At 44.9% G+C, this 26,613-nt stretch carries 14 protein-coding genes; 4 read left to right on the top strand and 10 right to left on the bottom strand.

Annotated features, from left to right (window positions below):
* The first annotated feature begins 57 nt into the window (after positions 1 to 57).
* Positions 58 to 954, top strand: a complete 897-nt coding sequence (locus ACES2C_RS06475) for an LD-carboxypeptidase (RefSeq protein WP_374166169.1) — start codon at positions 58 to 60, stop codon at positions 952 to 954.
* Positions 955 to 1,062: 108 nt separating this feature from the next.
* Here ACES2C_RS06475 and ACES2C_RS06470 read toward each other — a convergent pair whose 3' ends face one another.
* From ACES2C_RS06470 to ACES2C_RS06425, 10 genes are all read right to left on the bottom strand, one after another.
* A complete protein-coding gene (locus ACES2C_RS06470; protein WP_374166168.1) occupies positions 1,063 to 1,590 on the bottom strand; it encodes a hypothetical protein in 528 nt (175 codons plus the stop codon).
* 28 nt (positions 1,591 to 1,618) lie between these two features.
* Positions 1,619 to 3,061 (bottom strand): SusD/RagB family nutrient-binding outer membrane lipoprotein, encoded by a 1,443-nt coding sequence (locus ACES2C_RS06465; RefSeq protein ID WP_374166167.1) that lies wholly within the window; start codon positions 3,059 to 3,061, stop codon positions 1,619 to 1,621.
* 11 nt (positions 3,062 to 3,072) lie between these two features.
* Positions 3,073 to 6,330 carry a SusC/RagA family TonB-linked outer membrane protein gene (locus ACES2C_RS06460; protein ID WP_374166166.1) on the bottom strand — a complete coding sequence of 1,086 codons (3,258 nt, stop codon included), beginning with the start codon at positions 6,328 to 6,330 and terminating at the stop codon, positions 3,073 to 3,075.
* Between the two features lie 167 nt (positions 6,331 to 6,497).
* A complete protein-coding gene (locus ACES2C_RS06455) occupies positions 6,498 to 7,235 on the bottom strand; it encodes a hypothetical protein (RefSeq protein WP_374166165.1) in 738 nt (245 codons plus the stop codon).
* 263 nt (positions 7,236 to 7,498) lie between these two features.
* A complete protein-coding gene (locus ACES2C_RS06450) occupies positions 7,499 to 8,869 on the bottom strand; it encodes a RagB/SusD family nutrient uptake outer membrane protein (RefSeq protein ID WP_374166164.1) in 1,371 nt (456 codons plus the stop codon).
* A 123-nt stretch (positions 8,870 to 8,992) separates the two neighbouring features.
* Positions 8,993 to 12,172, bottom strand: coding sequence for a SusC/RagA family TonB-linked outer membrane protein (locus ACES2C_RS06445; RefSeq protein WP_374166163.1), 3,180 nt, complete (start codon positions 12,170 to 12,172; stop codon positions 8,993 to 8,995).
* Between the two features lie 250 nt (positions 12,173 to 12,422).
* Positions 12,423 to 13,874, bottom strand: a complete 1,452-nt coding sequence (locus tag ACES2C_RS06440) for a SusD/RagB family nutrient-binding outer membrane lipoprotein (protein WP_374166162.1) — start codon at positions 13,872 to 13,874, stop codon at positions 12,423 to 12,425.
* 18 nt (positions 13,875 to 13,892) lie between these two features.
* Positions 13,893 to 17,045 carry a SusC/RagA family TonB-linked outer membrane protein gene (locus tag ACES2C_RS06435; protein WP_374166161.1) on the bottom strand — a complete coding sequence of 1,051 codons (3,153 nt, stop codon included), beginning with the start codon at positions 17,043 to 17,045 and terminating at the stop codon, positions 13,893 to 13,895.
* A gap of 221 nt (positions 17,046 to 17,266) precedes the next feature.
* Positions 17,267 to 18,658 carry a RagB/SusD family nutrient uptake outer membrane protein gene (locus ACES2C_RS06430; protein WP_374166160.1) on the bottom strand — a complete coding sequence of 464 codons (1,392 nt, stop codon included), beginning with the start codon at positions 18,656 to 18,658 and terminating at the stop codon, positions 17,267 to 17,269.
* A gap of 21 nt (positions 18,659 to 18,679) precedes the next feature.
* Complete coding sequence (locus ACES2C_RS06425; protein WP_374166159.1) at positions 18,680 to 21,790, bottom strand: SusC/RagA family TonB-linked outer membrane protein; 3,111 nt, start codon at positions 21,788 to 21,790, stop codon at positions 18,680 to 18,682.
* A 169-nt stretch (positions 21,791 to 21,959) separates the two neighbouring features.
* On the opposite strand from ACES2C_RS06425, the gene ACES2C_RS06420 reads away from it, so the two are divergent.
* The 3 genes from ACES2C_RS06420 to ACES2C_RS06410 all read left to right on the top strand — a co-directional run bounded on the left by ACES2C_RS06420 (position 21,960) and on the right by ACES2C_RS06410 (position 26,560).
* A complete protein-coding gene (locus tag ACES2C_RS06420; RefSeq protein WP_374166158.1) occupies positions 21,960 to 22,307 on the top strand; it encodes a PadR family transcriptional regulator in 348 nt (115 codons plus the stop codon).
* 55 nt (positions 22,308 to 22,362) lie between these two features.
* Positions 22,363 to 23,961: a PspC domain-containing protein gene (locus ACES2C_RS06415; RefSeq protein ID WP_374166157.1), complete on the top strand. Its 1,599-nt coding sequence runs from the start codon at positions 22,363 to 22,365 to the stop codon at positions 23,959 to 23,961.
* A gap of 157 nt (positions 23,962 to 24,118) precedes the next feature.
* Entirely contained in the window at positions 24,119 to 26,560 is a 2,442-nt protein-coding gene (locus ACES2C_RS06410; protein WP_374166156.1) for a TonB-dependent receptor domain-containing protein, read from the top strand.
* The last annotated feature ends 53 nt before the right edge of the window (positions 26,561 to 26,613 follow it).

Below are 26,613 nucleotides of genomic sequence, written 5' to 3'. Positions count from 1 at the left end.
GATACAGATTGAGCATGAAAAAAACCCTTAACTTTCGAGCTTTAATGATTACTGCACATGATTACACCGCCATATCTGCAAAAAGGCGACCGGATTGCTATCACTTGTCCAGGAAAGAGCCTCCCATCTGATATAAGCACGGCCATTGACCTGTTAAGCTCCTGGGGGCTCGAAGTAGTCCTGGGAGATACGGTGCACGCCTCGCACCACCAGTTTGCCGGCACCGATGAGCTAAGGGCCAAAGACCTTCAACGCTTCCTCGATGACCCGTCGATAAAGGCGATCGTTGCTGCGCGCGGCGGCTACGGAACGATCCGCATCGTTGACCAGCTCGATCTGGCAGGATTTGTAAAGTCACCCAAATGGCTCGTCGGCTTTAGCGACATTACCGTCCTCCATAGTCACCTGCACGCATGCTGCCAGGTGCAGACCATTCACGGGCAGATGCCGCTTAATGTACCCGACGCCACCAAGCCATCCCTTGATTCTCTCAGGAGCGCCTTGTTCGGAGAAAAGCTCCGGTACGAGTACCAGCCTCAGACAACAGGACGAGCAGGACAGGCAAGCGGAATTCTGATAGGAGGGAACCTCACCCTGCTGGTAATTATGACCGGCTCGGTTTCGCAGATGGACTATCATGACAAGATCCTTTTCATTGAGGATGTGGGCGAATACCTGTACTCAATAGACCGGATGCTCTGGCAGCTGAAACGAGCAGGGAAGCTCTCACAACTGAGAGGACTGATCGTAGGCGGCTTTACTGACGTAAAAGACAATGCAATTCCGTTTGGAGAGTCGATACCGGAAATTGTGATGAATCTGGTTAAAGAATACAGCTACCCTGTCTGCTTTGACTTTCCGGCTGGCCACATTCCCGACAATTACTCACTGAGACTTGGCAGTGAAGTAGATCTGTTTGTATCAGAAAAGACGACTACTGTATCGTTTTCTTAATTCCGCCCGTTAATATCAGCAAAAAAGCAAGCCCATGGGGGGCCTGCTTTAATTTAGATAGAACATATAAAATACCCTGTTGATCAGGGTATTTTATTCATCATTTTTCTATTGAGGATTTGACACAAAATCAACTCGTGTGGTCATCCTGTACTTTGAACCGTTCGAATAGGTCAGCTCAATCCCCGCATAAAAGAAGTCTTTTACCACTGGCCTGTACACGTTCAAGGGAACGTTGATCGTAATTTCATATTGATCAAACGGCAGAGTAAAATCCGTTGATTTCTTCTCACCCTGGTAAGTCACGTTTAATTTGTTTCCAAAATAACTCGCGTTGGCTTCCCTTTTAAAAGCTTCAGACTCTGCAATTCTTTTCGTATACTCATTGGAGTTTGCGATGAAGTACAGATCGATGTTGCTGATTTCTAATCCCTGAAATTCTTTCAGATCTGCCTTCAGGGTGAGCGACTGTGTATTTACCGGCACGTTCTGCGATGTTGGAGAGAACGTGATGTAGTTGGTTGGCTGAGGAACAAAGTCGTCTTCTTCATCTTCACAACCTGTAAATGCGACAGCGGCAATGAGAGCCAGCAGGACCATCAGCGTTCGGCTATATTGCAATTTAAAAATTCTCATAGTCATAATTTTAGAAAGGTACACTGGTTTAATTAACATCCCAGAACAACTTGGTGGTAACTAAATCTCCCCCTATCGCCTGCGCTGCTGCGCCGTAATTGGCGTTTAAGCTGCTCTCTGTCGGCGGATAAATAAGGCGGACAGGAATAGAGAGGCCAGCAGGAGCATTCCCGCCTGTGGGAGGTGATAATACAGGATAATTAAGGCGTCTCCATTCGAGCCAGCCTTCGTACCCCCGGTTGAAGAAAGAGATCCACGCCTGCGTGCCGATCTTACGCTGCCAGTTGCCAGGAGCTGTTGCATACGCTACAGACGGCTGTGCAAGGTATGTCTGCGCTTCTGTTGACGTTCCGCCCCACTCCATGATCGACGCCGTGACGCCCTTGTTGTAGTGGTCGGCAGCCGAGCCTGTAATAAAGCCTCTTTCAACAGCTTCTGCCAGATAAAATTCCACCTCAGAGTAGGTCATCAGCGGACCTGGTGCATCAAGTCTGTACGTCTCCGGATTGAAATGAGTGTAGGAATCATACGTATTGGTGAATCCGTAATTTCCTCCTACATAACCGCCGTCGATATTATCCTCAAAGAATTTCGACCTCCGGGGATCATTTAAAGCATTTAATGCATTAACGAACGTATTTGCCGGAAGAAAATCTTTGCGGCTCGTTAACGCCGGATTCATCTCATCAGCCATTGGATTGTTATTCGGCGTTGCTCCCTCATAGGGGAAAATGGCGTTGTCCTCACTGCTCGAGAACACGTTAGGAGCCGCTTCTTTTACTGCAGCCGAAGCAGCCGAAGAATTAACATCGGCAATAACCAGGGCAAGTTTCAACTTCAGTGAGTTCCCAAACTTAATCCACTGTGCGATATCCCCGTGGTACAATACATCCGGCCCTTCATCAAATCCTTCTGCTCCCGCATTAAACATCGCAATCGCTTCATTTAGCCGCCTCATGAGATCAGGAAAGATAACAGCATCGTCATCGTACTTAGGCTGCGAGTTTTCAATTTTCAAGGCCTCTGAATAAGGAATATCGCCGAAAGAGGTTACCAGAATAGACCACGCGTAGACCTCCATCACTTCTATTTGTGCGGTGCGGTTATTCCTCTCGGGTTCTGTTAAAGTCTGATCGGCCTGTACCAGTCTTTTAGCCTCGTTAAGGTCAGTAAGCACATCTCGGTAGATAGCCTGCCATTGGGCAAGAGGAATCGTTCTTGCCGTGAGGTTATAGCGCGGTTCATCCAGATAGGTTGTAGTGGTCCAGTATTGGACAAAATACCTCGTGGAATTAACATTCACGTTTGGATTGGTAATAATGTCCGTCAAGTTAAGAATGGCACCGGTAAATAAGCCTGATGGAGGAACCTGTGAGGGCTTCTTTTTATCAATATTATAGTCATCCAGAGATTTGACACAAGATGCCAGGAACATCAATGGAAGAATAAGTACTATAGCATATCTTTTCATATCAAACATTCTCATAAAGTAAATCTTACATTAAACCCGTAAGTTCTGACAGCAGGATAAGACCCGCTCTGGTAACCACGGATATTACCGGAACTTAAGGCATCTTCAGGATCTGCATAAGGAAGGTTCTTGTGAATGATCCATAAGTTTCGTCCTATCAGCGAGACATCAATACCCTTGAACGGTCTGATTTTGGAGATGAGCTTATCCGGCAAACTGTACCTCAGTGCAACCTCCCGAAGCTTTACGAAGCTTCCATCATAGATGGCTGTAGCTCGCGGCGGATTGTTAGGATATCCAAACGGACTGATATTGCTGTCGTAATTCTCTACGCGGATGTCGTTGGGAGAACCATCTTGTTTCACACCAGGCAGGATCACCCCTCCTCCTTCGCTTACCGGGAGGCGAGAAGGATTACCAAGGTCGTTCAGTCCCGCTGTGTTAGGATAGAGTCCGGTACCTTGGCCGTACCACTGGTCGAGCGACCAAATGTCACCGCCTTTCCTGACATCAATCAGGAAGTTCAGACCGAAGCTTTTGTACCTGAACGAGTTGTTCACACCCCCTGTCCAGTCTGGATTAGGATCGCCGATAATGTCGGTAGAAGGACCCGCCATGTAGTAACCCTGGTCATTCACCATCGGCTGGCCATTTTCAGGATGGTATACATATCCGGTTCCCCGGATAATTCCCATTGGGTGTCCAACAGTTGCATTTACAGTGACACCTCCCCCGAGACTGGTAAAGCCTACCGGGAAAAGAGGAATATTTGCTACTCCCTGATACAAGGAGAGCACCTTGTTGCGGTTACGTGCAAAGTTGACATTGGTAGTCCAGGAGAAATCGCGTGATCTGAATGGAGTAAAGTACAGAGTGAGCTCCGTTCCTATATTCCTGATTTCTCCCGCGTTGACGTATTTAGTAGTATAGCCAGTTGCTGCACTGACAGAGACCGGCATAATCTGATCAAGCGTATTCGTCTTGTACCAGGTAAATGAAAGCCCTACCCGGCTGTCGAGGAAGTCAGCTTCAACCCCGGTCTCGATACTCTTTGTCCGCTCAGGCTTTAAGGCAGAGTTGTTTTTTGTACTCGGCAGAGAGAAGATAGGAGCACCTTCCATCCCTGTTGGCTTATCATATATGTCGTAGACAGCAAAAGCCTGCGCGTCATTTCCGACCTCTGCATAGTTTAAGCGAAATTTACCGTTAGACAGCCAGGGAGTATTAGTGAGCAGCTTTGAAAAAATAAAACTACCTGAGATAGCGGGATAAAAGAAAGAGTTATTATTCGATGGCAAGGTCGTGGAGACGTCATTTCTGGCCGTCAAATCCAGGAACACCATCTCTTTATACCCAAAAGTAGCGCCCGCAAAAACACCATCGACACCGATACTTACGTCATTCTCTGTCGGCGGAATAATTGAACTCACAGAGTTGTTAAGAGAATAGAGTTTAGGAATAACCAGACCACCGTTAGTTGCGGCAGAAATGCTTGACCAATAGTTCCTTCTAATATTACTCCCCAGCAATCCCTTAAATGACAGGTCAGACGTAATATTCTTGTTGAAGTTCAGGAGCAGGTCAAAGTTCATTTCTTTTGACCGGCGATTGTAGCGAGAATATTCCGCTACGTCGGCACTTCCGACAGCGATACGCTCTTCCTGAAATTCTTCAGATCCATCAATAGAAACACGGCCTAATACATCAAACCACTCCAGGGGCTTCCAGCTTAAGCTTGCATATCCGAAGTACCGGTTCCTTGAGTCATTTTCATAGTTCTCGTATCGTGTCCAGTAGGGGTTATCGGTATAAATAGGAGTCAGATTAGTGGGACTAGTCCAGTTCCATGTAATATTCTGTCTTTTTCGGAAGTAAGCATCTTTAAGCTCTTTCAGGTCGACATTGGTCTGGAACCACTGCCTGAACGCCTGGTTAGGATTAAGCCCGCTATAGCCGGTACCGTACCTCCCCAGACCTGCAGTGTTGGAGTAATTAACATCCGCATTAGCGGTCAGGTTCTTAGTCAGATTATAGGAGGCAGCCAGATTGAACATGTCTTTAGTCAGCTTGCTATTTGGCAAAACTCCCTTATCATCATTGCGTGTATAGCCAATTTTGAAAGTCCCTGTCTCTCCTCCTCCGGCGACCGTGATATTCTGATTGGAAGACACTGCTGTCTCGTACAGATACTCGGGACCGTGTTCTGCAGCCACCCACGGTGTTGGGGTCTGATAAGTAGGCGAGAAGGGATCGAACGCGTTCCACTGATATACCAGCAGGTTTGGATCAAAGGCAGCTCCATAAGAAGCATCCTCAGAAAAGGGCGTGATAAGGTCCGGCTTTCCATCTCCATTCACATCCCGGTAGAGAAAACGACCGTCGGGAGATGGATAGTCGTACCTTGAGTATCCCGCTCCATACTGCTTCTGATAAGTTGGAAAAGTACTTTTGTCAATAGTGCCAAAGGTAACGCCGCTATTCACTACAACGCTCATCGAGTTCTTACGACCCTTCTTGGTGGTAATAAGGATCACGCCATTCGCTGCCCTTGAGCCATAAAGAGCTGTCGCAGCGGCGCCTTTCAGGACGTTTATAGATTCAATATCGTCGGGATTGATGTCGGAAATAGGATTACCGTAGTCGTATCCGCCCCGTCCCATCTGAGTGTCATTGGTATTGGTCGTTCCACTGCTATTCGTGATGTTTCCTACGGGCACACCGTCGATGACGTAAAGAGCCTGGTTATTTCCCGTTATGGATTTGTAACCGCGGATCACAACGTTGGTGGAACCGCCCAAGTTGTTTCCCTGGCGGATGTCAAGACCCGCCACCTTACCGGAGAGAGAGTTCACGAAGTTACTCCCTCTATTCCTGGTTACCTCTTCTCCGCCCACTTGCTGCGCTGCATAAGGCAGTTCATTCTTGTTACGCTGGACGCCAAGAGCCGTAACCACTACTTCGCCGAGCTGTGTAGCATCGGCACTCAGGAGAACTTCAATCGTTGATTTTGCACCTACAGTCACTTGTTGAGCTGTATAACCAACGTAGGAAATAACCAGAACAGAGTTATTACCGGGAACTTTGAGAGAAAACTGGCCATTAGGCCCGGTTTGGGTACCGATAGGTGTGCCTTTCAGCCTGATGCTCACTCCGGGGAGAGGTAAACCATCGTCCCTACCTTTAACCGTACCCGTTACAGTGCGTTCCTGGGCCATAGTGATAGATGCAACAAGCCACAGGAACACGAAAAACGATAAACGTGCTTTCATATGTCCTTTTTAAATTAATGATTATCATAAATATATGATTTTAATCTAAAAAAAACACAATAATGTAATTAAAAAGATACAATTACAACAAAAACACACGCGACTTTCGCCTTTTTATTTCAAAAAAACTCCATATTCTAAGATTTTTCCATAAACAGAGACACTCTTTACTTGGAAGAGGAGGCGGTATTCTCATCATGCTCTATCAGAGCTGCGGATCCAAGAATGGCAGTAGCTATTCCTACACCAGCAACCGTTTTGCCATAAGCAGTAGCTTTGGATGTGTAAAAAATATTTGGGCTTTTATTTTGATATTCCGCGACGTTTGTTGGTCTGGCCCTGGTCTTAATGGACCTGGAAACAAAGAAGCTATGCTCATAACCTACATGTTTAACGTCGGCCGCCTTACCAGTATACATCGTGATGTAGCTTTTAAATTGCAGGGGAGAATTTTTATCGCTGAACACTGCTGCTTTTACCTTTATTGCGCCGTTCTCAGGATAAAGGAAGTCGGTTTCTTTATAAAGGCTGTCGGGCATATGGTCAAATCCGCCATCAGTAAGGTACAGAGGCACCCGCTCGATCTCGGAATGTGGAGGCAAAAAGACCACGCCCTCCGGGAGTTCTGCTGAAGCATTAAGACTACCAGAGGCATCTGTTACCATTCTGTTCCACTTGAAAGTATCGCCATAAAAGCTCCCAGCTACGTACACCTTATTCCCCGAATAGCTTACCGCCTTATTATTCAGCACAAGGGCAGACTTGGTCCAGTCTAGATAAAGAGACTCGTTCAGCTTATTCTGAACAGCAATGTGAATCGGCGCATTCTTTCCGAAAAAGCTATAAACAATTACAACGGAGTCATTCTCATACTTGAAGGCGCCTGAGCTTCGATCTTTCGCCACGTTAACACTTTCAATCGTATTAACGTAATATCTTGAGCAAGATGATAAAATGAACATAAAAGCCCAAAATAAAAATAGTAAGACAGAACGAGGTGCAGTTTTCATAATTTGAAATGAAATGAGGTATAGACAATATACGAATTTAATAAAAGAAGACGATAAAAAGGCGAGTACAAATAAGGGGACATACAGCTGTATATCCCCTTATTCAAACATCATACATCTCGCAGGCTTACAAAAGCAACGAGGGTACTTTACCGGTACTAAATCTCGTTCTGCAGGACCTCATTATTGGCGTTAATTTCATCCTCAGGGATCAAAAACTGCCACCTCTTGTCACCGGCCGGCACAAGCATTGTAACCGCCAGCGCCTCGTCCTGATTCGAACCCCTGCGATCAAGCGCCAGGTTTAATCTCTTCAGGTCAAAGAACCGAAATCCCTCGCCCCACAATTCTACGCGCCGCTGTACGAGGATCTCATTAAGGAGGTCCTGCCCGGTACGGGGAGAGAGTACATAAGACGGGTTCCGGTTTTTAGCCAAAGTATAAAGAGCCGCAGCTGCAGCGGCATCATTACCCAAATGTGCCTGAGCCTCTGCTTCAATTAAGTACATCTCAGATACGCGCATGTAAACTACGTCACCCACACTACTGCTCGAGCTCTTTGCTAAAAACTTCTTGTTCGAATAAGGATTCTTATTCCCCTGCGGAGGCACCGGAATGGTTGCGCCCGTCGAATCCCACCACTGCTTCCGGATATCAGTAGAAGCAATCTTCGCATAGAGGAGCTTGTTAATCGCCTTCGGATTACTCCGAATGTTGGAAGAATTAAAGTTAGCCGACATGTAAGCAAAGAAGGAATAAAAATAAGTGGTCTGGTCGTCAATTTGATGACTGCACCACATCCACTCGCTGTTAGAGTACGAATTAAAGCCCTTCAACATTTCGGCATTCGACATTAGGCTAAAGCCGGTTCTTGCCTGAACAGCATAGGCAGCAGCGTTCGCCCAGTCTTGCATCGCTAGAGCAACCCTTGCTTTCACCCCGTAGGCAGCGTTTAGATTAAAGTGAACATTGTTCTCAGGCGCCCCTTTGGTAAGCAACGTAACCGCCTCGTCCAAATCCTTGTTAATCTGGGCATATACTTCTTCAACTGTCGCTCTTGGTTGTCCTTTCGGATTAAAAGAAGTCAACAAAGGCACCCCTAACTGTTTGTTAGGTTTGGCCGCCGCGTCGTATCTTTTACCGAAGATCTGAACCAGCTGAAAGTAAGACCATGCTCTCAGACCTAAAGCTTCGCCCTTAATCTGCTTTCTCTCGCTCTCAGGACCGCTAGCTTTATCAATTGATTCAATGATTTGATTAGCTGCTCCAATGATCTTGTAGTAAAAGCGATAGGCGAAAATTGTAGTAGAACTCTTTGAGCTCCTGCTTGCCTCCCATTTGTAAATTGAATTGTACCAGCCATTACCTTGCGCTGTTTGCACCAGATCTTCGCCCAGCATATCCATATTAATCATCATGGAACCCTGTCCGCCCTGATCCTGCTGTCCGGAACCGGCGTAAGAGTATTGGCTATAAAAAGCTCTATAAGTACCATTGAGCAAAGCGAGTTGGTTCTTCGTGGTTGACAATACAAGTTCTCCGGAAACGGCGTCCGTCGGGCTCGTATTCAGCTCGTCTTTCTTACACGATGCGAAAGCAAGAACTAATAGTAAAAAGGGATAAATAATATTTTTTTCATTCTTCTAATCAAATTACAGTGAAACATTTAAACCTAACGTCACAATACGGGCTGGCTGATAGTAATTGGATGTGACTCCACTAAATGCCTGAGATGCATCAAGTCCCTTTCTTTTTGATTTCTGGAACAGATTCTCGCCACTCACATACACATTAGCATTCTTTAGATTAAGTCTCGAACTCAGCTTTACTGGTAGCGTGTAATTCAATGTAGCCGTCTTCAAAGCGATATAAGAGGCGTCGATCAACCAGCGATCAGAAGCAGAACCAAACACGGACGTCTTACTGTTATCCATTCTAGGTACGCCCGTTTTATCTCCTTCTTTTTGCCAACGGTTCAACATGTCTTTATGCAGAGCCGTCCCGTAAGTACCGGAGTGCATCAGATTAGCGTAAACGCCGTCATAGATCTTTCCTCCGATCTGGTAGGTAAACAAGGTCGACAACGAGAATCCTTTATACGAAAACGTGTTGTTAAAACTCCCGTAATAGTCAGGAAGAGCTGTACCCGCATAATGATAAGCCGCATTGTTCTGATTTGTGGTCACTTTTACCCCATTTACGGTACGGACATCGGTTGCAGCCTCCGGCGTAGCGACGAAAAGTCCCGCACCATCGGAAGGATCTACTCCATACCAGTCGCGAAGCCAGTAGTCATAGTATGAATGCCCCACCATCAGTTTCTTAGTTCCTGAGACGATTTCTTTCTGAGGCAACTTGGTCACTTCGTTTTTAATGGTCGTAATATTCAAGTCGATATTCCACTCAAAACCTTTCGACTTAACCGGAGTACCGTTAAGCGCAAGCTCCCAGCCTTTGTTAGACATAGAACCGATGTTCTGGATCTGAGAGATCACGCCACTTGACAAGGGTAGAGGAACGAAGAAAAGCAGATTATCTGATGTCCGGTTAAAGTACTCCAGACTGCCGCCTAATCTCCCTTTAAAGAAACTAAAGTCTGTACCAATATCAAATTGTGAATTCTTTTCCCATTCGATACTCTGGTTTCCGAGCACCTCCTGCAGTGCTACGCCTGGTTCCAGTGCATTGTTGTTATCCAGATTATATAACAACTGCGAAGAATAGTAATTTGCATTGCCCGACTGCGTTAATACCGCATCGTTACCCACCTGGCCATAAGAACTGCGGATCTTAAGTAGGTCTACCCAGCTAAGTTTCATGAAGTCTTCTTTGTCAAGACGCCAGCCGCCGCCAACAGACCAGAAGTTGCCCCAGCGATTTTTCTCATAAAATCTCGAGGACCCGTCACGACGGAATGATCCTGATAAGAAGTACTTATCTGCGTAATCATAGTTCAGTCGTGAGAAGTAACCCTCTGTCTTGTACTTGTCCTTATACGATAACAGTTCGTTGGTCGTGGTGAAGTTAATTAGTTCGTCCAATCCTCCAATAGCCAAACCCTGCCTTACGCCGTTCAGGTAGTTATACGTATAATCGTAATTCTCGTGTCCGGCCAGTACCTCAATATGGTGCTGATCGAGAGCTTTGGTATAAGTTAAGAGTTCGTTCAGCGTGATATCGGTAGTAATCGTACTATTTCTGGTTCCACGTCCTGCCGGTGCGCCGTCGCCGACCAGAGTATTTTCAAACTCGGCGTTCCAGTAATTACTGATGTCCACACTTGCATTCACCCGTAACTTAAAGTCTTTTAAGAAGGTTGCCTCCAAATAAGTTCTTCCGCTCAGCGCATTCCTCTTGAAGACCTCTTTATTCAGCTCAGTCTCAGCAAGTACGTGGCGGCCGTTACTTGCTCCTGCGGGCCTGGCGGGAAGACCATAAGCCGTCATGCCGCCGAGGTCGTAAATCTTCTTACCGTTTGCATCCGTTACATAATCCCCCGTGGCCAGGTCATGCACATAAACAGGGTAGATCGGGCCGATGTTCCGACTGAAGTAGAAGGGATTGTTGTACGAAGTTCCCCCGTCCGACGGAGTGGCGGACTGAGTAGAGCGTGTTACTGTTCCGGCCAGATTCAAGCCAGACTTCAGCCACTTCTTCACCTGATGATTGTAGTTGATACGTCCGGTAAACCGTTGGTAATCCGACTTCAGCACGTATCCCTTTTCGTTCAGGTACCCCATGGACATAAAGTAGTCGTTTTTATCGGTCGCCCCACTGAATCCCAAGTTTACATCTGTTCTGTGTCCGGTCCTTTGCAGGTACTTTGCCCAGTCCAAATCATCTGCGTAACCAGGAAGAAGCTTGGCATCAGGATTTAACTTTCCGTCTGTCCCAACAATAGCATTATTGGCTATATCCTTAAAAGGATTATATCCCAGCAAGCCCTTGATACCATTTGTGGCATTGGTACTAGCCGCGGCCAATGTCTGTCCGCTGTTATAAACAAGGGAATTGCGTCTTGCTTCCCACATCAACGGATAATACTCGTAAGCATTGACCCGTTCATATTCAGGTATGCCCCGGTTTACAATTCCCTGGGAAATTCTCACATCGGTACGATCGTTATTCATACGACCCTTCTTGGTTGTAATGATCACAACCCCGTTGGCAGCGCGTGCCCCGTAGAGTGACGACGCGGCAGCATCCTTCAACACTGACATACTTTCAATATCATTGGTATTCAGATTGGCGATACTTCCAGAGAACGGCACTCCGTCAACAACGTATAATGGACTATTAGAGGCGTTAGCCGATCCGATACCGCGAATACGGATAGAAGGAGCGGATCCCGGCTGACCACTTGCCGAATTTAAAGTAACACCTGGAGCAGCACCAGCTAGGGCATTGATCGCATTCGTAACAGGGCGCTTTTCTATGTCCTCGCTCTTAACCTGAGCCATAGAACCCGTGTAAGCTTCCTTTTTTGCAGTACCATAGGCTACCACCACTACTTCCCCCAACTGCTTAGTGTCAGAAACGAGGGCTACGTTTATTACTGATCTTGATCCTACCGGAACCTCCTTTGTGACATAACCAACATATGAAATAACTAATACGGACGTATTACCCGCAACAGAGATCGAAAACTGACCAGCAGCCCCTGTTTGAGTACCAATGGATGTCCCCTTCAATCTAACACTAACGCCAGGAAGTGAGGCTCCATCATCCGAGCTCGTAATTCTACCAGAAATCGAGCGACTTTGACCATTTACCGTCAAGGCCCCTACTATGAAAGCAAAAAGCAGTACAATGTTTAGTAGTTTTCTAACCATACACCTAAATAAATTAATGATTTCTTAAAGATAGTGCAAAAATCCTTATAGTATTAACTTTTTACCATAAAAAGTGTAAAATACGAAAACAAACCATCACAATAAGCGTTATCAGCACCCGAAGTATTCATGCAACGCACCCCACACCCTATTATCGCAAGCTATGCAGCCCGCAAAAAAAAGCAGAGTGAATGTCACTCTGCTTTTTTTTGCTACGTTTTAAATCGCTCAATTTTCCGAAAACCGAAACCTAAAGATCGAACCACATCTTATCATAATACTTAGGCTGCGGATTAGGAATATTAGGGTTGGCAGCAGATTCGTCAGGAGATAAAGGAAACCTTCTTATAAGAGGCCCTTGCGTTGCGCGAGGAGGAACAGTCAATGCTGGAACTTCACTTCCCTCAGGTCCCGAGCGTCTCCACTGAACAAAAGCCTCCATTGGCCGATCCATTAAATCTAACCATTGCTGGATATGAATCTCTTTAACAGGATCCGTCGCGATGGTTAACGGCACCAAACGAGCTGGATCACTCACATATTCAGCAATTGCTCCGTTATCAGCTTGATAAAACTTCATTGAAGCTTCCACCCCCGCGCGATACAAATCTTGCGCTTTTGCCAGATCCCGGGCCACTCCTAATCCTCTTGCATAAGCTTCCGCCTTGAGCAAAGCTATTTCCTGATACGAAGTGATTACTGAAGGAGCATCCTTACGATAGAGATAATCGCTAATCAGCGAAGAATTTGCATTATACGGTTCATCAGAAGCTAGTGCGTGATATTGACCGTCGGCCCCGGTTTTAAAGTACCTTGGAATTCTGGGATCATTCTTCGGCGCCATAAAATCATACACGTTTTTATGAGCGTAAAGGAAGGTATTTGTCTCATTAGTATAGGTCTTAAATAACCTAAACTTAGGATTTTCCTGATTACTTGCCGTGTAGTAGGAGTATACCCAGTTGTCAGCGGCAGAAGACATCATAGAAGAAGGGTTGTTTAACAATTCTCCAATAGCACTCGCTTTGGACGGATCCTTGTCAACCATTACCATCAGGGTTTTAAACTTGATAGAATTGGCGAGCTTTCTCCATTTTGTTAAGTCGCCCTTATAGAATACGTCGTAATCTGATATTTTTAGCGGGCTAGCTTCGTCAATTTGAGCCATTGCTTCGTCTAATAACTTAATTACGCCTTCTAACACCTCTTTTTGTGGCTGATAATGAGGATAAGGATTTTTCTCAGGATCCCATGCCTCAGAAAAAGGAACATCTCCATACAGCGTTGTAGCCTCGTACACAAGCTGTGCCAGGACGATTTTACATTGAGCTGCTGCATTATTATTTGCTGGCTCAGCCCCCTCTGCTGCTCTAATAGCTAATTTTAGATTATTTCCGGCAGTACTGTAGTAAACTTTCCAGGTATTTCCTAAGGTGTTCGGACTTAAGTCATACGAGTTACCTCCAAACCAGTCCAGGTCGTTGCCGCTTGCCAAATTCTGCGCCATAAAAGACAACGGGATCCATGCGTCCCCGCTATTTTTATTAACATCCCATGCGGTTATTGCATAACCAAATAACAGCTTCGGCTCTATTTCCGTTGCCGTCAACGGACTCTTATTGATATCAAGATATTTATTACACGATGTTCCTGCAAGCATTACTAATGCCCAAAAAAGCAGGAGTATATTCTTATTTTTCATTTTATTTCTTCCTTTTTTCTAAAATGACAACCTCAAGTTTGCACCAAACGAACGAGTGGAAGGAACACTATTAAATTCGACACCTTCTCCAACACTTCCCGCTCCGAAAAAGTTAAGTTCCGGATCCACGTGAGGCACATGACTTTTGATTAACCATAGATTTCTCGCTTCAATACCTATCTCAGCTGTTTTAATTACGCTACCTTGTCTAAAGAGAGACTTTGGAAGCATGTAAGACAGTCTGACCTCTCTGAGCTTTATGAAAGATGCGTCGAATACATTTGCTTCGGTAAGAGAAGTAGCGTAGTTAGTATTCCAATAATCTTGCATACTTCTTACTGGCGTCGTATTAGGAACTAGAGTCCCCTTATCGCCCTGTCTCATCAGTCCAGGATCCACAATTGGCGTCCTGTCTCCTGCAGTCTCCTTAGCTAGTCCAGACGCCCTGAGCGCAGCGACCGTTCCAGAATAAAATACACCACCTTGCCTTATATCGACAAGAGCGCTCAATGAAACACCCTTATATCGAAGTTCGTTTGAAATACCCATCGTCCAATCAGGATAAATCGTTCCCAACGGCTTGTCGGCAACTGCTGTACGAAGTCCGCTACTAGAATTCAAGATTAGCTGACCAGATACAGAATCCCGTTCCCACTTGCTACCATATAATTGAAAAGATTCTCCAGGTTTAGCTTTAATCTGGAGACCGCTCCATCCGCTTGCCAAACTGTACTGAGTAAGACCAGGAGCGAGCTCCTCAACTTTTTGCTTGTTTTTTGCAAAATTAACGTTAATTCCCCACGTAAAATCTTTATTCTTGACCGGCTCAAAGTTGGCGGCAAGCTCAATTCCTTTGTTAGATATTAGTCCAACGTTCACATACTTAGCAAAATACCCCGTCGAAATTGCAACATCTATCGGAATAAGCTGATCTCTAGTTTTCGTATTATAATACGTTAAGTCAAAGCCTATCCGGTTATTTAAAAATCGCATTTCAGCGCCAAATTCATAAGAGTTTTGACGCTGTGGTTTCAAGTTCGCGTTGGGAAGAATTCGAGGTCCGGTAAAAGCTGTTAAAATAGAACCGGTAGGAAATGCTACAGCAGTACTGCTTACATACTGCATGAAGACAGTGGAGACCGGGTTATACTGAAAATCAAGATTATATGGATCCAGATCACTGCCCACCGAAGCCCAGCTGGCACGAAGTTTACCGTAGCTTAACCAGTCCAGATTTTTATCCTTCAGCAGTTCTGAAAAGATAAAAGAACCGCCTACAGATGGGTAAAAGTAAGACCGGCTTTGAACCGGAAGTGTAGATGTCCAGTCATTACGCCCGGTAACATCCAAGTACAAATAGTCTTTATAAGAAAGACTAAGATCTCCATAAACACCAATTACTCGTCTTTTAGAGTAACCCAAAGTAGGGTTTTTGCTCGCTGCATTCGTATAATTCCATAGCTGGTCTATCGTTAAATCAAGAGCATCAACGTTTGTGCTTTGGCTTTCCCTTTCATTGATATTATTTCCTAAAATAAATTTCAGGTCTAAATCTTTAACTAGATCATTCTTTTCAGCCGTTACAATGAAATCGTTGTTAATCTGGCGATAGAATAAATCGTAATTTGAGAACTTTCCATTTAACGTTCCGGCAGTTCCTTTTCTAACAACAGACGTCCGTCTCTCGCGATAAATGTCACCCCCTAGGTTATTGTTGACAGTAAGCCAAGTAGTCGGCTTATAGTTCAACGTATAGGATCCCACGAAACGGTCAACCTTATTATTGTTGGTGTTATAGTTGACTATCCAATAAGGGTTGTTACCATCCCGATTTGATGACAAGAATATCTGATTTTTCGTAACAGGATCTTCGTAGTTGTTCTTTATATCGTTTATATCGATCGTCCTCGGCAAACCATAAACTGCCGAAGTAATTATATTAAGATTATTCGAACTTTGCGCTGGTCTGCCGTCTGCCGAAATCCGGCTGTAGCTTCCACTAAACCTTGATGACAAGGTCTTAGAGAATTGCCGACCTGCGTTAATTGAAAAATTGTACTTCCCCAACTTTGAGTTAGGAATTATACCTTTTTCGTTAGCAGCACTAAAACTCAATCGATAGTCAGAGTTTTGATCTCCGCCAGAAAAAGCCACGTTGTTCAGGTACGAAACACCTGTGTCAAAAAAATCTTTAACATTATCTGGGTGCGCCTGTAACGTAACTTGATTCCCTAAGAAGTTGGGAAACGTTTGATTCTGAACATCGGCAATCTTAGGACCCCAGCCATTTAAATTCTTCAGGCTGTAATCGTATTGCTTAGTTGTTGGATTAAACGTGCCTTGCGCATACTCGTTCTGAAAATCCGGAAGGACAAGAGGATTATCAAATCTCATGGAAGAGTTTACGTCAATTGACACGCTCTGACCTTTGCTGCCCTTTTTCGTAGTGATTACAATGGCTCCATCCCTTGCCCTCGAACCATACAAAGCCGCAGCGGCTGCACCCTTTAACACGGTCATCGACTCAATGTCGTCCGAACTCAAGTCTCCAATTCGGTTACCATAATCCACGTTATTGGAAGTGGTTCCGCCCGAAGAAGTCCCGTTACTAACGGGAACTCCGTCTATGATAAACAACACTTCACTAGCCCCCAAGGAGTTCACTCCTCTTATAACCACCTTTGTCGAGCCCCCTAATGTACCAGATTGGGAATTAATTCTAACACCGGCAGCTTTACCGGCAAGCGAATTTAGTACATTAGTCTCTCTTGCTTTAGTGAGTTCATCCGATTTAACAACAGATGCGCTATACCCAAGCGATTTTGCTTGTCGAGAGATACCTAAGGCCGTTACAACTACTTCCCCAAGCTGCTTTGTGTCTGAGACGAGGAGAGCATTAATTACAGTCTTAGCGCCAACAACGACCTGCTGCTCTGAATACCCAATATAAGTAAAAACGAGTGTTGCATTATTTCCAGGCACCTTAATAGAAAATTGGCCATTAGAGCCCGTCTGAGTACCGATTGTAGAGCCCTTTACTCTTACGCTTACTCCGGGAAGAGGAAGCCCGTCATCCTTCCCTTTTACCGTACCGGTTACGGTACGCTCTTGAGCTATTACATTTGCCGCAAATAGCAACAAGATGAATAAACTTGATAAAAGTTTTTTCATATGTTCTTTCTAAATTAATGATTAAAGTATAAAGTTGTAATATTTATTCCAGTATTCAAACTATTATCGCCAGTTTTTTAACAAAAATTTAAACAATAGTACAAATTGAATGTATTAAACGTCTTTAAACTCTTAACGACGACAAAGACTTTTTTAAAAAACAAAAAGCGGGCCTTCCTTGAAAAGCCCGCTTAAACCAGATAAAAGTAATATCCTCTCCCTTAATTCTGCACCAAATTTCGATTTGCATCAATCTCCCTCTGTGGTATTGGGAAGATAAGTCTCTTTGAGTTGTACGGAATGTCATTGGTAACATTTTCCTTGTATCTCTTGATGTCGTAAAGGCGTTGACCTTCAAAAGAGAGCTCAAGAAACCTCTGGAGTTTAACCTCTTCGAAAATAGAGGAGGGATTTGAACTTTCAAAATCAGTCAAACCCGCACGTCTTCTTATCATATTGAGATCAGAGAGCGCTCCATCTATGTCGGAGCTTGATTTTCTAACCCTTGCTTCTGCTCTTATGAGATAAAGCTCGGCCAGACGAATCATTTTTACATTGCCATAAGCATTGAAAAACTTCTTAGTGTAAAGTTCCCCTGTTTCCCGGTCGCCCTGATAAAACTTTCCTCTTACGTCGTTATTTTCGAAACGATCAAGATAGGCTTCGGTGATAAGCAGCTCGCCACGACCGCTTTTATCAGTGGGAGCATATACTTCGTTAAAGGAGTTAAAGCCAGCCTGATTTGATATTTGTATTGCAAATACATCTTCTGTGGTGTTATTAACATGTGAGGCAGGATCAGGATCGGGGAACTCGTCCTTATACGAAGTCATTAAACTGAAGTTAGCTGCTAATACTTTTGACGCCTCTGTTTCTGCAAGTTCAAATTTCTCCTGAGTGAGGTATATGCGGGCAAGAATCGAAGAAGCGGCGTATGTCGTGGCAAAAGAGCCGTTTTCGTCAGGAAGCTTTGCTTCCGCTTCTGTCAGGTCTTTTATTGCCTGAGCGTATACGGCTGCCACGGTACCTCTGGTAACATTTTTTGCTTCAGCTATATTCTGAGGAGTAGTAGGGGTAAGTATAATCGGTACACCCGGATTAGTTTCAGGGTTACCATCGTTCCAGGCTCGGGAGTATGTTCTCACCAAGTCGAAATAGATCAGGCCTCTTAAAAATTTCGCTTCACCCTCTACCCGATCCTTACTATCACTGGTCACGATGTCAATCTTATTTAAAACGTTGTTACAAACGTTTATTGCATTATAAGCTGTAGTCCAGATATTGGCAACAAAAGAGTTATTAGCTGTTATACTCCTTCTGCTCATTTGAAGATATTGAGTATAGGTTCCTCCAAAGCTCAGATCACTAGTATAAGCCATAAGATCGGTGGAAACCATTAAGCGGCCGCCATACAGGGATTCGCTGGAGGTGCCATTTTGTACGAGAGCTGTGTATGCTCCAACTAACGCTGCCTTAACGTCGTTAGAGGTGTTTAGCGCCATTCCGGCATCGACCGAATTTTTAGGCTCGATGTCTAGTTCGTTACTACATCCTGAAAGGAGCGATCCCGCTAACAAGATTGTAAGTATATTTATTTTAGAAATCCTTTTCATTATTTTCTATCGTCTAGTTGCTTAGAATCCTACATTTACTCCAAACGTAATTGTTTTTGCTTGTGGTGCTGAATAAAAATCGTAGCCCTGATTAATGTTACCACTAGTAGTACTGGATGCGAAATCGTCTGAATTCACTTCAGGGTCCCATCCTTTATATTTGGTGATGGTAGCGAGATTAATAGCAGTAGCATATACCCTTAAACTTTGAAGTTTAATCTTGGTTAAAACGGATTTCGGAAGATTATAACCGAGGGTGACATTCTTCACTCTTAAATATGAACCGCTTGTCATATAACGTGTACTGATTTCAGCACCATTTCCTGAATACAGCCTTGCTTGCGGAACATTTGTTTGATCTCCCGGCTTCTGCCAAGCTCCAGCCTGGTCTTCGGTCTGGTTGTCAAAGCCATTGCTGCCACTTGCTGACATATATATTCCGGCTCCATTATAAATTTTATTCCCATAAGTAGCCTGTAATAGAACTGACAAATCAAAGCCCTTGTATGAGAAATTGTTACCTAGACCCGCAATAAATTTAGGGTTAGGATTACCCGCCACTATCCTTTGTGCCTCTGAGTAATTGTTTGTTTTAGTCCTGTCAATGGAACCGTCTGAGTTAACTGTGTTCTTATAGTATAGAGCGTCTCCGTTTTGCGGGTCCACACCTGCATACTCTGGAATGTAGAAAACACCTATGGCTTCGCCTTCTTTGGCTATGTTAACGCCAGAGGAGCCGTTTATAAGCTGACCGCCAAGTCCGGTTATCTTATTCCTATTCATAGAAAAGTTAAGATTTGTAGACCACTGGAAGCTTCCGGTGAGGTTATATGAATTTAAGTTAAACTCAAGGCCCTTGTTACGGAGCTTGCCGATGTTCCTATAGACGGTCGTAAAGCCAGAGGTGCCAGGAACAGGAATGTTCAACAACAAATCTTTGGTTCTCTTATCGTAAACATCAAATTCTCCTGTTATTCTTCCATTTAGGAAGCCAAAGTCTAAACCCAGATCCAGCTGACTGGTACTTTCCCATTTAAGGTCGGGGTTTGCAAGCTGAGTTGGTCTCGCTCCCGGAGTCCCGGCATAACTAAATGCTGAATAAAGCCCTCTGGATGCAAAATTTGATATTTCAGAATTACCGGTTACGCCATAACTAGCCCTTACCTTCAAATTAGACAGAACCCTGTTGTCCTTCAAAAAGTCCTCTTCAGTGAGGATCCATCCCGCCGATGCAGCCGGGAAAAAACCATATTTATGGTCATCTCCAAAGCGGGATGAGCCATCTATTCTTCCACTCAAAGACAAAAGGTACTTGTTATTGTAGCTATAATTTATCCTGGTAAAGTACGAAAGGAGAGAGTATTGAGTCTCTGTACTACTACCTCCAATAATGTCTGCAGAACTTATTAGCTGTTTGTAAGCATCACTTGGAAATTGTTGTCCCTGTGCGGAGCTCGTATTAATGCGCTGCATCTGATAACTTGTTCCGAGTACGGCGTCTATCTTGTGATCGCTTGCAAACGTTTTATTAAATTGAAAGAAGTTATTCGTATTTATGTTTAGGACAGACGTGTTATAACTGGCCCCAAACCCATTAGGTGTACCGATATTCCTCACATTTAACCGACCATAATACGAGTCTTCATTCTGGTTCAGAACATCTCCGCCTACCTCTGTCCGAAAGTTCAACTCCGGAAGTAATTTAACATCAGCGAATACATTGCCAAGATTGCGATAAACCAAGGTGTTGTAATACGCATTCTCAGCACTCAATACAGGATTAAAATAGGCGGGATAAGTTCCGTTGGGCTCACCGGTCGCCAAATCTAACGCTCCGCTAGTTAGCCCTGTGCGAGGATCAATTGCCGGAGTAATAGGAGATAAAGCTGTAATCTGATATGGATTTGCAAATGCGTTATCACCAGGAAGCCTCTTATTGAGAGTCCGAACAAAATTCAGATTAGCACCAATATTGAGCCAATCGTTAACCTTATTCTCCAAATTCGTCCGTATGTTATATTGGTTGATCCTGTTAGAGATGATAAATCCCTTTTGATCATTGTAAGTAGCAGATATATAGAACTTGGTCTTTTCAGAACCACCGTTGAAGGTCAGATTATAATTCTGAACCGGTGCATCTTGTATTACCTGGTCCTGCCAATTCGTGTTAACTTTGAACGTTTTGTAATCATCATTGCCTGCCGAATACCTCCTCAGACGACTTTCTACAAAATCTATTACATCTTGTTCCGTTTCGAAATCTCCGCTCTCTACGAGAGCAGGAGCGCCGTTTACTGCGGCTTGCCTTAAAAGAGTCACGTATTGCTCTGCATTGAGGAACTTACGCTTGTTTGTTGGTTTACTCCACCCGTAATAGGTGTTGAAGTTAACGTTGGTACGACCAGCCTTACCTTTTTTGGTCGTAATGATGACAACCCCATTTGATGCACGTGAACCATAAATAGCACTGGCTGAAGCGTCCTTGAGCACCTGGATGGACTCAATGTCGTTTTGATTTAAGTCAGCAAGCGGACTTGTCGACCCGCCGCTATTTGACAAGTTATCAGTTGTAATAGGAAGTCCGTCGACAACATAAAGCGGTTCGTTGCCCGCAGATATGGACGAAGATCCTCTTACCCTGATCTTAATGCCTTGACCAAGTTTTCCATTTTGAGCCTCTACAAATACACCAGCAGCGCGACCTTGAATAGCTGATTCCAAACTTGGAACGGGAATGTTCGCCACAGCATCACCACCAATCCTGGTAACTGCTCCGGTGATGCTCTTTCTGCTTTGCGTTCCGTATCCAACCACAACCACTTCTCCAAGCTGTTTTGCATCTGTCCCTAAAGCAACATCGACGTTAGCTCTTGCTCCGACTTGTATTTCCTGAGCAGCATAACCGACATATGAAAAAACAAGGACCGAATTACTTCCAGGAACCTTAATCGAATACTGGCCGTTTCCGCTAGTCTGGGTACCGATTTGCGTCCCCTTAACTCTAATACTCACTCCGGGTAAAGGAAGCTTATCGTCTCTGCCCGTCACCGTACCCGTAATAGTACGTTCCTGCGCTGTAGCCACTGAGACAAGAAGCACAGCATAAAATAAAAATGATAAAAATCTTTTCATTTACGTTTTAAAAAATAAAAATGTAAAAGTGTGACAAAATTCTAATTTTCAAAAGTTTTAGGTGCCTATTTTACAAAATAAGCACTTCTACTTATCAAGCTTTCAAGAATGTACCGTCTTCTAGTACTATGTATTGCATAATACAATCTAAAACACATATCTTTGTATCATGATAGTAGAGAACACGCAGACCCAAATGAGGAAGGGGATACTCGAGTACTGTATCCTGTCCGTTATCTCGCGGGGCGAGATATACGCTTCCGATATCATCGGGGAGTTGAAGAAGGCCCGGCTCCTCGTGGTAGAGGGTACATTATACCCCTTGCTCACCCGCTTAAAGAACAACGGCCTGCTCAGTTATAACTGGGTTGAATCAACGTCCGGCCCTCCCCGGAAATACTATAAACTCACAGAGGCGGGTGCAGAAGTCCTTCGCCACCTCGACAAGACCTGGGAGGAGCTTGTTTACGCTGTAAACATATCCACGGGGCGCCTCAGCCCGGAAACAGAAGCATAATAAAAACGAGTCGATAAATAAAACTGGCAGCCAAACCATTCTAGATAGTTAAGTCATGAACAAAACCATTATCATCAATATGAACGGCATCGTCTTTCACATAGAGGAAGATGCCTATGAGGTCCTGAGGGCCTATATGACGGAGGTAAAACGTCACTTTGCCTATTCTCCCGACAGCGACGAAATTGTCACTGATATAGAAAACCGCCTGGCAGAGATGTTCAATGAGCGTCTGGCCGAACAAGGCAAGCAGGTCATTGTCCTGGATGATGTTACTGAGATCACTGCACGCATGGGCAGCGTCGCCGACTTTGATCCTCGTGATGAGGACGAGCCATACAGCGAGCCTTACGTAAAGCGTGAAAGAAAGCTCTTCCGGGATCCCGATGACCGTGTAATAGGAGGGGTCTGTGCCGGCCTCGGGCATTACTTCGACATGGACGCCAAATGGGTGCGCCTTATTACCGTCGCCGTTACCTTGCTCTGGGGAACAGGACTCATTATTTACGCTTTACTGTGGATCATCATGCCTGAGGCTCGCAGTCGTGCCGACAAGATGGCCATGAAAGGCGAACCCATCAATCTGCAGAACTTTAAAAAGAATTTCGACGAGGAACTTGAGGCCGTAAGGGGCAATCTCCAGGCTCTTCATCAAAGTGCACGTCCCGGCATGCAGAAGACGGCCGACTTTCTAACAGAGATGTTCACCTCACTCGGCTCATTTCTCGAAAAGGCTTTGACAATACTGGTGAAGGTAATCGGCGGACTTATCATCTTTTCCGGCATCATGGCCCTGCTCGGCATTGTCATCGGCTTGATATTCACCTTCGGGTTTTGGGATAACACCGACTTCCAGACCTTCCCGATCAACGTCATCAATCCGGAGTACCGCAGTCAGTTATTTCTCGCCGCATTCCTCCTCATCGTTATCCCCTTAGTGGCTCTTATCCTCTTTGCCATGAGGGTTCTCTTCAATAAACGCGTGCTCACCAAAACTGGTTCTTTTGCAATGCTGATCCTTTGGATCACCGGCCTCGGACTCGCTGTATTTTACGGATCAAAAGTTGGCTCTGAATTTCAGGAAGATGCACGATTTGAGCAAACCACTACCCTTAAACCAGCTCCTGTTCTTTACTTAAATCAGAATGCCTCGAAGTTCCTGACAAGCCAGGATAGCATCGACTACAATATCGCCAGAGACAAGTTCCAGGGCAGGATCTTAATCGACGATGATGATAATGAAATAGGTATGGCCACAAAATTTGACCTCTACATCGAGAAAAGCACCGACGGAACCTACTCCGTCACCAAAGAATTCTCTGCGCGGGGAAAGAATTTTGAAGCAGCGCTGAAGAACGCGCAAAATACTACATATCGCTTTACACAAACGGACTCGGTCTTAACCTTCGATAAATACTTTTACATCAACAAAAAGTACCCCTATCGCGGACAGGAAGTAAAAGTAACGCTCAGAGTGCCTGAAAGTACGCGTCTTATTATCGATGGAGATCTGAATCCACGTCTTCACAATTACAATCTACGCGACTGCCTTCCGGAAGAAACTGACTGGAAAACTCCTTCCGAATGGGTCATGTCGGCCGACGGACTAAAATGTAATGCCGACTCGTCCAGCCTGCATAAGCAAAAGCAGTAAAAAATTGAAAATTTATTGTAACCATCCCTTCCCCGGAGTCGTCCTAATAACGAAACGAAAAAAATCTTAATCAGGAATCGAAAAAACCTTTCCGAAGGGCAGTAAAATGCCCTTCAGGGAAGGGCTATGCTCCAAACAAAATAAAAATCCAGGGAAAATGATCAATCCATCGAAGTTCTTTACTGTTTTGCTCCTGTTTTTAACAAGCAGCATATCCTTGCTCGGACAGCCATTGGGGCAGGTAGTTGGAAAGGTAACCGACCAGCAGGCAACTGCCATAGAGTATGCAACGGTAACCCTGTTGTCGGCAAAAGACAGCAGTCTGGTAAAAACTGTAGTTACCGACGAGAAGGGCGCATACACGTTTAACGCCATTTCGCAGGGCCGTTACCTGATCGCAGTCAGCTCTGTAGGGTACAAGCGCTTCAAAAGCACGCCCTTTGAGCTGAAAAGCGCTGCTCAGCAGTTCCACGTGGAGCCGGTAAAACTTATTGCCGAAAGTAAAAACTTAAAGGAGGTGAGCGTTACCGCACAAAAGCCTTTTATTGAGCGAAAGGCCGACAAGCTGATTGTTAACGTGGAAAACAGCAGCGTCGCTGTAGGCTCTACGGCCCTGGAGGTGCTGCAGAAAGCCCCCGGGGTGAGCGTAGACAAGGACGATAACATCGCGCTTAAGGGCCGACAGGGCGTATTGATCATGGTCGACGGGAAACAGACGTATATGAGTAATGCCGACCTGGCTAACCTCCTCCGAAACATGCAAAGCAACGAGATCGAGTCGATAGAGATCATCAACAATCCCTCCGCGAAATACGAAGCTGCTGGCAAATCAGGTATCATCAACATCAAACTGAAGAAAAACAAGAACTACGGGACGAACGGAACTTTCACTGCAGGGGCCGGATATGGGAAAAACTACAAGTCAAATGCCGGACTAACGCTGAATAACAGAAGCAAAAAGATCAACTTGTTCGGAAATTACAATTACTCGAATAACAAGAGATTCCAGGATATGCAGATTGACAGGATCAGCGCCGGAAGCAGAGGAGATACTTACTTCTATCAGGAAGGAGGGTCCAACAGAAAAAATGCAAACAACAACTTTAAGGCTGGCGTCGACTACTTTATCAACAAAAACAACACACTGGGCGCCCTGGTCACCGGATATATCAACAATGGAGGCGAACTATACTCAAACAATACCATTATCGGAGCTGCGTGGGGCAGCAAAGACTCTTCGGTAGTGTCGGCTAATGACGGGGACTACAAGTATCGGAACCTCAGCTACAATCTCAATTTTAAATCCGTTTTAGACACGAGCGGGCAGGAGCTCACGGTAGACCTGGATTACTCGAATTATTATGGCAATGACAAGACTCTTTACGACAATACTTATTACTATACCGGAGCTCCCAACCTTACTACGCCTGAATTGCTGAGAAACCGCACGCCTTCCAGGATTCATGTGTATGCGTTAAAGGCCGACTACTCCTATCCGCTCAAAAAGGGGATGAAGATTGAGACAGGAATAAAAAGCAGTTTTGTGAAGACTGACAATGACTTTCAATTCAACAGATTCAGGAACGACCTGTGGCAAAATGACCCGACCAGAAGTAATCACTTCATCTACGACGAAAACATACACGCCGCTTATATTAATTACCGGCTCGAAATGAAAAAAACCACTATTCAGGCGGGTCTCCGGGGCGAACAAACAAGCTCGCGAGGAAACCTGGTAACGACCGATTCGGTTGTAAAGCGAACCTATTTCAACCTGTTCCCCAGTGCGGTGATCTCGCGGGAGCTATCCAAAAATCATGACATCGGACTGTCGTACAGCAGAAGAATAAACAGGCCGAGTTACGACGCCCTCAATCCCTTTGAGTATTACCTCGACAAGTATACCTACAATCAGGGGAATCCGTTCCTGAATCCGGAGTACACCGACGCATTTGAACTTTCCTACACCTTCAAGAAGGCTTACACGCTGTCGCTGGGTTACAATATTACATCGGACGTGATCGCTGAGGTTCTTTTACCTAACGCTCAAAAACAGGCTCTCTATCAAACCAACAAAAATCTGGCTAAGCAAACCGGCTATAACGCCACCTTGAGCGCACCCTTCAGCTTCAGCAAATGGTGGAGCAGCAATACGAATATAAACGTCTTCTACCTCGGCTTTAATAGCCCTGACTTAAACGGACAGAAGTTGGATAACGGCAAAACAGTTTTCCAATTTTACTCAGGGCACAATTTCAAAGCCGGCAAAACTACCTCACTTGAGGTAAGCGGGGATTACCAGTCGGCTTTGATTTACGGCACCTTTCGGATATCTCCTCAATATGGCATTGACGCAGGGATAAATCAATCGCTCAACAACAAGAAGGTAAACCTTAAACTGGCCGTAAATGATATTTTCAATACCAGAAAGCAAACAGTGACGAGCGCCTATCCCGGCCTCAACTACTCGTTACACCAGAAAAACGAGACGCAGGTGGTCAGACTTAGTCTTTCTTATCGCTTCGGCAGGAACGAAATCAAGCCAAGCCGGAACCGATCTACAGGGCTCGAGTCAGAAACAAACAGAATTAAGAAATAACTGAAGCACCAGTCGGAACAACTTTCTCTCAATGCAGCTGTTTCCTACTTATA

This window comes from Arcticibacter sp. MXS-1 (assembly GCF_041902385.1).
GTDB lineage: Bacteria > Bacteroidota > Bacteroidia > Sphingobacteriales > Sphingobacteriaceae > Arcticibacter.
The sequence above is the reverse complement of the archived record's forward strand: the minus strand, read 5'-3'. Positions and strand labels throughout refer to the sequence as shown.